We start from the raw sequence: 11,811 nt of genomic DNA, 5'->3' as shown, positions 1-11,811 counted from the left end.
CCCCCCCCCCCTCCCCCCCCCCCCCCCCCCCCCCGCGACGAATCCCAGATGGCCCCCAAAGGGGCCGTGGCCTCAGCCCTGGCGGGCCTTCAGCCGGGGATTCTTCTTGTTCAGCACATAGGTGCGACCACGGCGACGCACCAGGATGCAGTTCTTGTCCCGCGTCTTGGCGGTCTTCAGGCTGTTACGAATCTTCATGGTCATGATCCTGTGAAGGCGGGCGAGATAAGGGGCGGGGCGGGGCGAGTCAACCTCGCGGAGGTCAATCCGCCGCCAGCTTCCCCGCAGCCCCCTCCTCCGCGATGATCCGCAGGAAGCCGTCGCGGGTCTGCGGCAGCTTGCGGCCAAGGATCTGCTCGGCGACCTGGGTGCGCAGCACCTGGGCGGTGCCGCCCGCGATGGCGAACATCCGGGCGTCGCGCAGATAGCGCTCCATCGGATTGTCCTTGGAATAACCCGCCGCGCCCCAGACCTGCAAAGCGCCATTGGTCACGCGGATCGCCATCTCGCTCGCGAAAACCTTGGCCTGTGCGGCGGCGAGGCGATCCGGGAAGCCGGCCGGGCCGGCGCTGCGGGCGGCGCGATGGACCAAAGCGCGGGCGGCCTCCACCTCGATCGACATATCGGCCAGCATCCAGCCGAGGCCCTGGAATTCGCTGATCGGGCGGCCGAACTGCCGCCGGTCATTGGCGCGACCCAGCGCGTGTTCATAGGCCCCGGCCGCGAGGCCCAGCGCCACGGTCGCAGCGCCGACCCGCTGACCGTTATAGGCGTCGATCAGCCGCCCAAAGCCGCGCTGCCAGCCGCCCGGGGCGCGCACGACCATGTCATCGGCCACTTCCAGGTCGCGGAATTCCAGCTCCGCCTCCGGCATGCCGCAGAGGCCGAGGGAGGGGATTCGGCGCGAGACGATGAGCTCCGCCGGATGGCCAGCCTCATCCCGCACGACCAGAAAGCCGCCAATTCCCTTGAAGGACCCGTCTTCCACCACCCGCGCAAAAATCAGGTGCAGGCGCGAAACGCCGCCGCCGGTGATCCAGGTCTTGCGGCCATTGATGATCCAGCGGTCGCCGCGGCGTTCCGCCGTGGTCGCCATTTCGGTGGCGGCGGAGCCGGCCTCGGGCTCGGTGATGCAGATGGCGGGCTTGTCGCCGGCCAGCACCAAGCCGGCGGCCAGCTTCTTCTGGGCCTCCGTGCCATAGGCCATGATGGCGCCAACCGCGCCCATATTGGCCTCCACCGCGATGCGGCCGCAGACGGCGCAGGCCTTGGAGAATTCCTCCACCACCAGCGCGGCATCGAGCACCGATCCGCCGGGGCCGCCCCATTCCTTCGGGATGGTCAGGCCGGTGAAGCCGGCCTCCGCCATCTTGCGGACCATCGGCCAGGGATACTGGCCGCTGCGGTCGGTCTCGGCGGCCTGGGCCGCGGCTTCCTGCGCCAGCTCCCGGGCGCGATCGCGCAGGGCGCGTTGCTCCAGGGTCAGCCCGTCGGTGCCGCTCATGATGCCAGCCTTTCCTCGATGGCCTCGGCCGCCTGCCTGTCCAGCCTGAGCGCCTTGCCCAGACGGTCCAGCCAGGCGCGCTCCGGCGCCGTGATATCGTCCATTGCCGCCACTGCCGCGGCATAGATGCGCGCCCGCAGCATCGGGTCGCCGGCCTGCTGGGCCAGGGCTTCCGGGGTCAGCGGCGCGTCGAAATCGGCCAGGATGAAGTCGCGCTCCTCTGCCGTCAGGCCGGCACCGTCGAGCTGGCTGGCGATGGCCTGGCGTTCGGCGGCATCGATGGCGCCATCCGCCTTGGCGGCCGCGACCATGGCGCGGATCATCAGCACCGCCTCCGCCGTCTCCACCACGGGTGCTTCGGGCTCAGGTGTGGATGGCGGGCTGTAGGGGCTGGCGGTCCAGTCCGGCAGGCGGGCGGAACGTGTGGGGGCAGGGGCGCTTGCCGCCTTGGTGGTGCGGCGGCGCACGGGCGCTGGGGCCGGGGCTGGCTGGCCGCCGCGTGTCATCGCCTCGATCGCCACCGTGGCCAGCCGCGCCAGCGTGCGGGCCATGGCCATCTGGCCGCCTCCCGGCAGCCCGGTGCGCCGCAGCCGGCGGCGCGGCGGTCGCGTGGCGCCATTCAGCAACGCGCCCAGAACGCGGTTCCAATTCATGGTTCGACTCCCCCCGCCATCCTTAAGCTGGACGGCGGCGGTTGGGAACCGTCAGCGGCCGAGCAGGCCGCGCAGCAGGTCCGCGGCATTCGGCGCGCGCTGCGGCGCCTGCTGCTGTGGCGCCTCCGCCTCCGGCGCATCGGGGGCGCCCTGCACGGTCGGCGCCGGCCCGGCCACACCGCCCCGCGCAGCGGCCAGGGCCGGCGCGCATTCGCCCTGCACGCCGGGGGCCGCGCCGCCGCGATTGCCGGCATTGCCGAGGATTTCGGCCAGGGCCTGCAAGGACCGGTCCGGCGTTTCCTGCTGGGACAGGAAGGCGCCAAGCCCAGCCGCCGCGGCGGCGGTGGGCTCCACGCCCACGCGCGGCGCGTTCCAGCGCCCGGCCACATTCACCGGGGCGCGCAGCGCGATGCGCGGGGTGCGCAGATCGGTCTGCAGCCGCACCGCCAAGGTTTCGTCGCGCATGTCGATCTGGCCGGCGCCGCCCAGCCGGCCGAGGCCGCCCTCGGCATACAGCGTCTCCAGCCGCAGCACGCCGCCACTGGCCGGCGCCCGCAGGGCGAAGCAGCGCAGCGGGATATCGCCACTGCCGCCCGGCAGCACCGCGCCCAGCACCTGCTGCGGCAAGGCCCGCAACAGGCTGCGCGGCACCGCGCCATCCACCAGCGCCAGACCGAGATGGCCGTTGGCCGTCGCTGCCACCGCGCGCAGATCAGCCCCCTGCCCTGCCAGATCGGCATCGAGCTGCGCCCGGCCGATCAGCACCGGATCGCGCCCCGCCGCCCGCGACAGGGCGGCGAGGTCGAGGCCCGGCGACTTCGCCACCAGCCGCAGGCGCGGCGGGGTCTGGGTGGCATCGGCCTCCACCTCCAGCGCCAGGGGCCCGGCCGGGGTTGTGGCGTTCAGCGGCGCGATCCGCGCCTTGCCGCCGGCCAGAACCAGCCGCGCCGAGACCTGCCGCCAGTCCTGGCCACCGGCCCGCATCTGTGGCGCCGCCAGCCGCAAATCGGCATCGAAGCGGCGCATCGCGTCCCAGGGCAGCGGCGTGGCGGGGATCACGCGGTTGTCCGCGGGTGCCGCGGGGGCCGCCGCTGCCGGGGCCGGCGCCGCGGAGGTCGCGGGCGCCGTGGCGGTGGGGGCGGCGCGCAGCGCATCCAGGTCGAGCCGGGCGAAGGTGAGCTGCCCGGTGACATTCACCCGCGCGCCCGCCGCCAGCGCCAGATCGCCCTGCGCTTCGGCCGCCGGAATCGCGAACCGCAGCCCGGTCACACGGCCACCTCCGGCCATGCCCGGCCCGGGCAGCGCAAAGCGCCCGGCCAGGCTGCCGGCGCCGGCCACGCCATAGGGGGCGAGGTCCGTCGCCTGGATGGTCAAGGCCAGATCGACGCCGCGCAGGGCGCGCGGATCGGCGATGCGGCCCTGCGCCGTGCCGGTCACGCCCGGCCCCTCGATCCGCAGATCCAGCGGCAGCGGGCCGCTGGCGCCGGCCAGCAGCAGCGCGGGCGTGCCGGCCGTGCCGGTGGCGCGCAGGGTCTGGCCCTCGACAGTCGCCTCGGCCTCCAGCGTGATCGGCGCTTCCAGCCCAGGCGCCGAGGCCGTGGCGCGGCGGAGCGCGAGGCCGGGGCGATAGGCGGCGAGATCCGCCGCACCCAGCGTCACCTGCAGGTCACGCACGGCGGAGACGGTGCCGCCGGTGCCGGAGGCGGTGGCGGCGGCCGTCACGTCCCGCAGCGGCGGCAACGCGACGCCCGGCAGCAGGGGGGCGAGCCGGGCCAGATCGGGGATGGTCGCCGTGGCCGTGCCGTCCCAGGCCTGGCCGGTCAGGCTGCCCTCCAGCTGAAGGGCCGCGCCCTGCACGCCGAAGGTGGCGGCGACGGGCCAGGCGGCGCCGGCACCGAAGGCGGCCAGACCGCCGGTCTCGGCCTCCAGCGTCACGGTCTGGCCGCGCAGCGCGACCTCGCCCTCGGCGCTGATCGTGCCATCCAGCGGCGCCTGCGCCTCCAGCCGCGCGATCTCCATGGTCTCGGCAAAACCGCTGCGGGCGTCGTTCCAATGGATGCGGCTGCGCGTCAGCAGCAGGGAATCGATGCCCAGCGCCAAGGCCTCCCGCGCGCCTTCCTCAGGCGTGCTGGGGGCGGCGGGAGCGCCGGCGGGGCGCGCGAAAACCCAGTTGCCGCGGCTCTGGGCATCCACCTCCAGCCGCAGCTCCGCGCCCTCCACCTCGATGCGGGAGATTCGGATTTCGCGGGAGAGCAGCGGCAGCAGTGCCGCCTGCACCTGCATGCGATCGGCGGTGAGCATGCGCGGCTGGCTTGCGCCTTCCGCATTGGCCAGTGCCACGTCGCGCAGTTCCACCGTCGGCACCAGCGACCAGGCAAGGCGCATCTCGCCCACGGTGAAGCTGCGGCCGGTGGCGCGTTCCACCTGGGCGACCAGCCGGGGCCGCAGCGATTCGGCGTCCAGCAGCAGCATCGCGGTGCCCAGGCCGAGCGCCGGCACGCCGATGACGACGGCGCCGAGAATCCAGGGCCAGCGACGCCGGCGGGGGGTGGGGCGGGGAGACGGGGGGGTGTCAGACATGGTGGCGATCTTGCCCCCCCTGCCCCGCACCGCAACCCGCCGCCGGCTTCAACTCACCCGGCGCGGCTTGGGTGTGCGCGGTGTCTCGAAGCCTAGGAAAGCGAAAGTTTCCTTCATGTGCTGGGGCAGCGGGGCCGCCACCTCCAGCCATCCGCCGGCCGGATGCGGCAGGCGCAGGGCGCGGGCATGCAGGTGCAACTGCGCGGGCAAGCCCTCCATATGCGCGGCATGGCCGCCATATTTGCCGTCGGCCACGATCGGGCAGCCCAGGGCTTCCGCCGCATGCACGCGCAGCTGGTGGGTGCGGCCGGTGCGGGGCTTCATCTCCAGCCAGGCGGCCTTGCGGCGCACCACGTCCAGCGTGCGGAATTCGGTGATGGCATGCACGCCGTCATCGCCCTTCTCGGCCGGCGCCGTGCGTTCGCCGCGCGGCCCGCCCTGACGGATCAGGTCCATGTCGATGCGCCCGGCGGGCGGGCTGGGCTCGCCCAGGACCACGGCCCAGTAGGTCTTTTCCACATCGCGCGTCCGGAAGGCGGCGGCCAGCTTGGCAGCGGCGCCCACCGTGCGGGCCAGCACCAGCACGCCGGAGGTGTCTCGGTCCAGCCGATGCACCAGCCGGGGACGTTCCGCCGCATCCAGTTGCAGCGCGTCCAGCATGCCGTCCAGGTGCTTGGTGATGCCGGGGCCGCCCTGCACGGGCAGGCCATGCGGCTTGTCGATCACCAGCACTTCCGCATCCTTGTAGATGATCAGGCGCAGCAACGCCTTGGCGTCCCGCTCATCCACCGGCTTGGGCGCGCGCGGCAAAGCGGCGTTGGGGTTCTCGGTGAAGGGGGGGATGCGGACTTCCTGGCCGGGTTCCAGGCGCGTATTCGCCTCCGCCCTTTTGCCATCCACGCGGATCTGGCCGGTGCGCAGCATCTTCTGCACCGCCCCCTGGGTGAGCGCGGGCACATGGCGCTTGAGCCAGCGATCGAGACGGGTGTCGCCCTCATCGGCGGCGACTTTTTTCAACTGCACGGTCATGCAACGGGCCATAGCACGGGATGGACAGGCGCGCAGGCGCTGGATAAAGGTCATTCAACTGACCTAAGCGGGGGAAATATGGGCGAGAGCCTCGACGCGATGGAGGATGGCGCCTTCCGCGCGCATGTCCGGGCCTGGATCGTGGCCAACTGCCCGCCGGAGCTCCGCCACCCCCAGCGCCGCCTGCACTGGCATGAAAACCGCCCCTGGTACCTGAAGCTGTCCGCCCAGGGCTGGCTGGCGCCCGCCTGGCCGCGCGAACATGGCGGGCTCGGCCTCGGCGCCGCCAAGCAGCTGATTCTGATCGAGGAGCTGGAGCGTCACGGTGCGCCGCGCATCAGCGACATGGGCGTGCTGATGCTCGGCCCGCTGCTCATCAAGCACGGCTCCCCGGCGCAGCAGGCGCATTTCCTGCCGCGCATCCTCTCGGGCGAGGATATTTGGGCGCAGGGCTATTCCGAGCCGAATGCGGGATCGGACCTCGCCGCCCTGCGGCTTGAAGCGGTGGACCAGGGCGACCATTGGGTGCTGAACGGCCAGAAGACCTGGATCACCTTCGCCAATGACGCGAACTGGATCTTTGTCCTCGCCCGCACCGACAAGGCGGCCAAGAAGCAGGCCGGCATCTCCTTCCTGCTGATGCCGATGGACAGCCCGGGCATCAGCGTGCGCCCGATCCTGAACCTCGACCTGCATGACGAGTTCTGCGAGGTCTTCTTCGACAATGTCCGCGTGCCCAAGGACATGCTGGTCGGCGAGGTCAATAAGGGCTGGACCTATGCCAAGGCGCTGCTGGGCTTTGAGCGCATCGCCATCGGATCGCCCCGCCTCTCCGCCAATGCCCTGGCCGCGATGCAGCGCCTGGCGTCGGCGATGGGGCGGGCGGAGGACCCGGTGCTACTCGACCGCATCGCCCGCTTCCGGCTGGACCTCGCCGATCTCAAGGCGCTGTATGAAAGCCATGTCGCGGCACTGAAGCGCGGCGAGGAGCTGGGGCCCGATGCCTCCATCCTGAAGATCGTCGCCAGCGAGCTGTTCCAGCGGATCAGCGAGGCGATGCTGGAACTGGCAGGCGAAAATGCGGGGCTGCTGCACCCGATGCCCGGGCCGGCACTGCATCCGGCAGGGCAATTCCTGCTGGCGCGGCCCTCCACCATCTTCGGCGGTTCCTCCGAAATTCTGCGCAACGTCCTGTCGCGCGCCCTTCTGGATCTTCCCGCATGAGCGCTTTGCCCAAAATCCGCGTGCTGGACATGACGCGCGTCTTCGCCGGCCCTTTCTGCGCGCAGATGCTCGGCGATTTCGGCGCGGAGGTGGTGAAGATCGAACAGCCCGGCGGCGGCGACGATGTGCGGCGCATGGGTTTCCGCAAGGTTGGCGAGGATGGGAAGCCGGTGGGCGAAACCTCCTCCTTCCTCGCGATGAACCGCAACAAGCGCTCCATCGCGCTGGATATCGCCAAGCCGGAGGGCGCGGCGCTGCTGCGCGCCATGGTGGCGCAGGCAGATGTCTTTATCGAGAACTTCAAGACCGGGGGCCTGCGCAAATACGGGCTGGATTATGCCGCCCTCGCCGAGGTCAATCCGAAGCTGGTCTATTGCTCCATCACGGGTTTTGGCCAGACCGGCCCCTATGCGGCGCTGCCGGGCTACGACCCGATCTTCCAGGCGATGTCCGGGCTGATGAGCGTGACCGGCAATGCCGATGGGCAGCCGGGGGCGGGGCCGGCCGTGGTGGGCTACAGCGTCTCCGACATCAATGCTGGTCTCTATGCCACCATCGCCATCCTGGCGGCGCTGCATCACCGCGACACGGTCAGCGGCAAGGGCCAGCATATCGACCTGGCGCTGCTGGATGCGCAGGTGGCGGCGCATGCGCATATCGCCATGAACCACCTGGTCTCCGGCCGCATGCCGGTGCGGGCGGGCACCGCCTCCCAAATCAACACGCCCTGGCAGGCGTTCTCGACCGCCGACCGGCCGCTGATGGTGGCGGTGGGGAATGACCGGCAATTCGCGAATCTGTGCCAGGTGCTGGGCGTGCCGGCCGATCCGCGCTTCGCCACCAATCCGCAGCGCATGGCGGGTCGCGATATCCTGCTGCCGCTGTTGCAGGACGCCTTCCTGAAGCGCGGGGCACAGGAGTGGATGGATGCGCTGAACGCCGTTGGCGTCTCCTCCGGCCCCATCAACGACTTCGGCGCGGTGGCGGAGGATCCGCAGATCCGTCACCGGCGCCTGTTCACCGAACTGCCGGATGGCGCGCCGACCATCGCCAATCCCGTGCGCTTTTCCGAAACCCCGGTGCGCTACGAACGCCCGCCGCCGGCCCTCGGCGCGCATACGGCGGAGGTGCTGGCCGAGTGGCTCGGCACCGATGCGGCGGAGGCGGAACGCCTGACCCAGGCCGGCATCGTCGCATGAGCACCATCGAGATGATCCGCGACAGCGCCGCCGCCGTGGCGCCGCGCGGTAGCGATCTTTCCCGCATTCGCGCCCTGCGCTTCACCCGGCCAGGCTTCGATTCCGCTGTGTGGCGGGAAATGGGGGAGATGGGCTGGATCGGCCTGCGCGTGGCGGAAGACGCCGGCGGCACCGGCCTCGGCATGGCGGAATATGTGGCGCTGGCGGAGGAGATGGGGCGCGGCCTGGTGCCCGAACCGCTGGTGCAGGGCGTTTTGTCCGCCGCGCTGCTGGAAGGCTGCGGCGATGCGGCGGGGCTGGCGGCGTTGCTGGAAGGGAAGGCGCTGCCTCTGACCGCCTGGCAGGAGGCGCCCGATACGCTGAGCGCGCCCGGCACCGCCGAAGCGCCGCGGCTGTTCCTGCCGATGGCGGCCGGCGCTTCCGGCTTTCTGGTGCCGGTGCGGGAGGATGGCGGGCTGGTGCTGCACGCCGCTGAGGGCACGCCCGACATCGTCGAGACGCAGGATGGGGGCCATTACGGCACGCTGCGGGCGGTACCCGGCGCACGGCTTGGCACCCTGCCGGACGGGCTGATGGACCGCGCGCTGGATGAGGCGACGCTCGCCATGGCGGCGATGCTGCTGGGCGTGATGGAAGGCGCCTTCTCGATGACGCTGGACTACCTCCGCACCCGCCAGCAGTTCGGCAAGCCGATCGGCAGCTTCCAGGCGCTGCAACATCGCGCGGTGGATCTGAAGATCCAGATCGCCCTGACCCGCGCCAGCGTGGAGGCCGCGGCCGCGACGTTGGATGCCGGCGCGGCGGAGGATGCGCGCCGCGCCGCCGTGTCCCGCGCCAAGCACCGCGCGGCGGAGGCGGCGCTGCTGGTAACGCGGGAGGCGGTGCAGATGCACGGCGCCATCGGCTACACCGACGAATACGATGTCGGCCTGTTTCTGCGGAAGGCGATGGTGCTGTCGAACCAGTTCGGCAGCCCCAGCCTGCACCGCCGGCGCTACGTTGCCTGCGCCGAGGCGGAGGTCTGAGCTACCGCCGCAGCATCCCAAAGGCCAGCGCGAAGGCGCCGAGGCCGAGCACCAGCGTCGCCGCCAGATAAGCGGCGGCGAGCCAGGGATCACGCTCGAACAGCAGCCCGGTTTCCAGGCTGAAGGCGGAGAAGGTGGTGAAGCCGCCCAGTACGCCGGTGACCAGCAGCAGCCGCGCCTCCCCCTGCACGCCCAGCGCGGCGGCGATGCCGATGCCGGCGCTGCCGAGGATGTTCACGGCCAATGTGCCCCAGGGGAAACCGGCACCGAACTGCATCACCGCGAGATGCGAGACGCCGTAGCGCAGGACTGAGCCGAGGGCCCCGCCGAGGGCGACGAGGAGGAAGGAGGTGAAGGACGGCATGGGCACTATGGCCCCACGCCCAGAATCCAGCCTTCGCGACTGGCTTGCGTGGGCAGCTCGCGCAGATGGCGCCGCTCGCGCCAAGCCTTCGGCAGGGCCGCGACCGCGACCAGCGCGTCCGTATCGTGATCCTTCACCGCCGGCGCGCCCATGAGGCTGGCACCATGATGCGCGAGAACCTTCGGCAAATTATCCAGCGACACCTTGGTGAGGCCTGCAAGTTCTCTCGGGATCGCTGTGCGCGGGAAGATTTCCACGACCACCAGGCGCACGCCTGGAGCATCGACATCATCGAAGGGCCAGACAGCCAAGGCAGGTCCGAGCGCCGCGCGTAGTGCGTTTAGCAGACGCATGCCGGCAAGTGCCTGCACGCCGGCTGGCTGCGAACTCAAGCGCAAGGTGCTCCAGGGTTGGCCGAGTTTGGCACGCTTGCAGGCCTCCTCGGTCTCGCGAAGCAACAGTTGAACGTCAGGCTGGCTGGCCAGGGTGCCGCCGCGATGGAAGCAGTGCCGCCACTGCGGTGCTTCCGCCGCGGGCCTGCCATAGAAATCCGGCGTTCCAGCGGCGGCCGCTTCCACGAAGGCCCAGAGGTCGGCGGCCGTGGCGCATGCGATCTGTTCCTGCATTGGCAGCGGCATCGCGAAAGGAAAATCCAGCCCGGCCAGCGTCCGGCCTTCGCTGCGGGCGGCGCTCAGCAACAGGCTGAAAATGCCTCCCCGACTCCACCATGTCGACCGCGCCGTTGTAGGCGCGGCCACAAGCTGGACCTGGCCGTTCTGCCGATGGGCGGCGACGGCGATGGAGCGCGTGTCCATCGCGCCGCTCCAATCCACGGCGAGAATGCGCTCGAAGGTGTCGGTCATCCGGCCTTGCCCGGCCGCCGCTTCTTCCCCCGCAGCGCGTTCCACTCCCGCAGCCGCGCCGCCACCGCCGCCTCCGCCCCACGCTCCGTCGGGCTGTAGAAGCGTTGCTTCGTCATCCCCGGCGGCCAGTAGTCGGCGCCCGAGAAACCCTCCTCCGCGTCGTGGTCGTATTCATAGCCCTCGCCGTAGCCCAGTTCCTTCATCAGCTTCGTCGGCGCGTTCAGGATATTGGGCGGCGGCATCAGGCTGCCTGTTTCCTTCGCCGCGCGCATCGCCGCACCGAAGCCCGCATACAGCGCGTTGGATTTCGGCGCGGTGCCGAGATGCACCACCACCTGGGCCAGCGCCAACTCGCCCTCTGGCGAGCCCAGCCGCTCATAGGCCTCCCACCCCGCCAGGGCGATCTGCAGGGCGCGGGGATCGGCCATGCCGACATCCTCGCTGGCGAAACGCAGCAGCCGACGGGCGATGTAGCGGGGGTCCTCGCCGCCGGTCAGCATGCGGGCGAACCAATAGAGCGCCGCATCCGGGTCGGAGCCGCGCAGCGATTTGTGCAGCGCCGAGATGAGATTGTAGTGCTCCTCCCGGTCCTTGTCATAAAGCGCGGCGCGCTTGGCCAGCAGCGCGGCCAGCCCTTCCGGGTCCAGCGCCTCGCCGCCGGGCGGCAGCGCGAGCAACTGCTCGACCATGTTCAGCAGGTAGCGCCCATCGCCATCGGCCATGCCGGCCAGGCTTTCGCGTGCTTCCGGCGTCAGTGGCAGGGTGCGCGCTTCCTCGGTCTCCGCACGGGCCATCAGATCGGCCAGCGCCGCCTCATCCAGCCGCTTCAGCACCAGCACCTGGCAGCGCGAGAGCAGCGCGCCGTTCAGGGCGAAGGAGGGATTTTCGGTGGTGGCGCCTACCAGCGTCACGGTGCCGTCCTCGACAACCGGCAGAAAGCCGTCCTGCTGGGCTCGGTTGAAGCGGTGGATCTCGTCCACGAACAGCAGCGTGCCGCGCCCATTGCGGCGCCGCATCCGGGCCTCGTCAAAGGCCCGCTTCAGATCCGCCACGCCCGAGAACACGGCCGATAGCGCGACGAAGGACAGCCCCGCCGCCTCCGCCAGCAGCCGGGCGATGGTGGTCTTGCCCACCCCGGGCGGCCCCCAGAGGATGATGGAGGAGAGGCTGCCGCGCGCCAGCATGCCGGTAACGGTGCCCTCCGCCCCCACCAAATGATCCTGCCCCACCACCTGGTCCAGGCTGCGCGGTCGCAGCCGGTCGGCCAGTGGGCGCGGGCCGGGGGGCGGCCCGTTGGGGGCCTCGGCTTCAGGACTTCCGAACAGATCGGGGGGGCGGGTCATGCCGCCATCCTAGCCCGATGCGGGGTG

Annotated in this window: 11 protein-coding genes; 3 read left to right on the top strand and 8 right to left on the bottom strand. The window is 71.1% G+C overall.

Features of this window, described 5'->3' with window-relative positions; all coding sequences use genetic code 11:
* Positions 1 to 72: 72 nt before the first annotated feature.
* From ykgO to ACVFYP_RS27345, 5 genes are all read right to left on the bottom strand, one after another.
* A complete protein-coding gene (gene ykgO, locus ACVFYP_RS27365; protein WP_168035067.1) occupies positions 73 to 198 on the bottom strand; it encodes a type B 50S ribosomal protein L36 in 126 nt (41 codons plus the stop codon).
* 64 nt (positions 199 to 262) lie between these two features.
* Positions 263 to 1,504 carry a 3-sulfinopropanoyl-CoA desulfinase gene (gene acdA, locus ACVFYP_RS27360; protein ID WP_499203340.1) on the bottom strand — a complete coding sequence of 414 codons (1,242 nt, stop codon included), beginning with the start codon at positions 1,502 to 1,504 and terminating at the stop codon, positions 263 to 265.
* Positions 1,501 to 2,157, bottom strand: a complete 657-nt coding sequence (locus ACVFYP_RS27355; RefSeq protein ID WP_499203339.1) for a DUF533 domain-containing protein — start codon at positions 2,155 to 2,157, stop codon at positions 1,501 to 1,503. Before ACVFYP_RS27355 ends, acdA begins: the two co-directional genes overlap by 4 nt.
* A 51-nt stretch (positions 2,158 to 2,208) precedes the next feature.
* Positions 2,209 to 4,737, bottom strand: a complete 2,529-nt coding sequence (locus tag ACVFYP_RS27350) for an AsmA family protein (protein WP_499203338.1) — start codon at positions 4,735 to 4,737, stop codon at positions 2,209 to 2,211.
* A gap of 48 nt (positions 4,738 to 4,785) precedes the next feature.
* Positions 4,786 to 5,766 (bottom strand): RluA family pseudouridine synthase, encoded by a 981-nt coding sequence (locus ACVFYP_RS27345; RefSeq protein ID WP_499203337.1) that lies wholly within the window; start codon positions 5,764 to 5,766, stop codon positions 4,786 to 4,788.
* A 78-nt stretch (positions 5,767 to 5,844) separates the two neighbouring features.
* On the opposite strand from ACVFYP_RS27345, the gene ACVFYP_RS27340 reads away from it, so the two are divergent.
* From ACVFYP_RS27340 to ACVFYP_RS27330, 3 genes are read left to right on the top strand one after another with little or no spacing between them, the layout of a single operon-like run.
* The gene (locus ACVFYP_RS27340; protein ID WP_499203336.1) at positions 5,845 to 6,990 is read left to right on the top strand and encodes an acyl-CoA dehydrogenase family protein; all 1,146 of its coding nucleotides are present in this window, start codon (positions 5,845 to 5,847) and stop codon (positions 6,988 to 6,990) included.
* Positions 6,987 to 8,189, top strand: coding sequence for a CaiB/BaiF CoA transferase family protein (locus tag ACVFYP_RS27335; RefSeq protein ID WP_499203335.1), 1,203 nt, complete (start codon positions 6,987 to 6,989; stop codon positions 8,187 to 8,189). The genes ACVFYP_RS27340 and ACVFYP_RS27335 overlap by 4 nt, the downstream gene beginning before the upstream one ends.
* Positions 8,186 to 9,214, top strand: coding sequence for an acyl-CoA dehydrogenase family protein (locus ACVFYP_RS27330; protein ID WP_499203334.1), 1,029 nt, complete (start codon positions 8,186 to 8,188; stop codon positions 9,212 to 9,214). The genes ACVFYP_RS27335 and ACVFYP_RS27330 overlap by 4 nt, the downstream gene beginning before the upstream one ends.
* 1 nt (position 9,215) lies before the next feature.
* Here the strand turns inward: ACVFYP_RS27330 and ACVFYP_RS27325 are convergent, their stop codons facing one another.
* Genes ACVFYP_RS27325 through ACVFYP_RS27315 form a run of 3 tightly spaced genes read right to left on the bottom strand, consistent with a single transcriptional unit; the run spans position 9,216 to position 11,784 of the window.
* A complete protein-coding gene (locus ACVFYP_RS27325) occupies positions 9,216 to 9,578 on the bottom strand; it encodes a fluoride efflux transporter FluC (protein WP_499203333.1) in 363 nt (120 codons plus the stop codon).
* 5 nt (positions 9,579 to 9,583) lie between these two features.
* Entirely contained in the window at positions 9,584 to 10,441 is an 858-nt protein-coding gene (locus ACVFYP_RS27320; RefSeq protein ID WP_499203332.1) for a hypothetical protein, read from the bottom strand.
* Positions 10,438 to 11,784, bottom strand: coding sequence for a replication-associated recombination protein A (locus tag ACVFYP_RS27315; protein WP_499203331.1), 1,347 nt, complete (start codon positions 11,782 to 11,784; stop codon positions 10,438 to 10,440). The genes ACVFYP_RS27320 and ACVFYP_RS27315 overlap by 4 nt, the downstream gene beginning before the upstream one ends.
* Positions 11,785 to 11,811 lie beyond the last annotated feature (27 nt).

The sequence above is a fragment of the Roseomonas sp. F4 genome (assembly GCF_053891155.1).
Note: the sequence above shows the minus strand (reverse complement) of the source record. Positions and strands in the feature narration are given on the sequence as shown.

Coding starts and splice junctions, on each gene's coding strand:
- ACVFYP_RS27330 (WP_499203334.1), top strand. CDS start 8,186: ATGAGCACCATCGAGATGATCCGCGACAGCGCCGCCGCCGTGGCGCCG.
- ACVFYP_RS27320 (WP_499203332.1), bottom strand. CDS start 10,441: ATGACCGACACCTTCGAGCGCATTCTCGCCGTGGATTGGAGCGGCGCG.
- ACVFYP_RS27350 (WP_499203338.1), bottom strand. CDS start 4,737: ATGTCTGACACCCCCCCGTCTCCCCGCCCCACCCCCCGCCGGCGTCGC.
- ACVFYP_RS27355 (WP_499203339.1), bottom strand. CDS start 2,157: ATGAATTGGAACCGCGTTCTGGGCGCGTTGCTGAATGGCGCCACGCGA.
- ykgO (WP_168035067.1), bottom strand. CDS start 198: ATGAAGATTCGTAACAGCCTGAAGACCGCCAAGACGCGGGACAAGAAC.
- ACVFYP_RS27340 (WP_499203336.1), top strand. CDS start 5,845: ATGGGCGAGAGCCTCGACGCGATGGAGGATGGCGCCTTCCGCGCGCAT.
- acdA (WP_499203340.1), bottom strand. CDS start 1,504: ATGAGCGGCACCGACGGGCTGACCCTGGAGCAACGCGCCCTGCGCGAT.
- ACVFYP_RS27345 (WP_499203337.1), bottom strand. CDS start 5,766: ATGACCGTGCAGTTGAAAAAAGTCGCCGCCGATGAGGGCGACACCCGT.
- ACVFYP_RS27315 (WP_499203331.1), bottom strand. CDS start 11,784: ATGACCCGCCCCCCCGATCTGTTCGGAAGTCCTGAAGCCGAGGCCCCC.
- ACVFYP_RS27335 (WP_499203335.1), top strand. CDS start 6,987: ATGAGCGCTTTGCCCAAAATCCGCGTGCTGGACATGACGCGCGTCTTC.
- ACVFYP_RS27325 (WP_499203333.1), bottom strand. CDS start 9,578: ATGCCGTCCTTCACCTCCTTCCTCCTCGTCGCCCTCGGCGGGGCCCTC.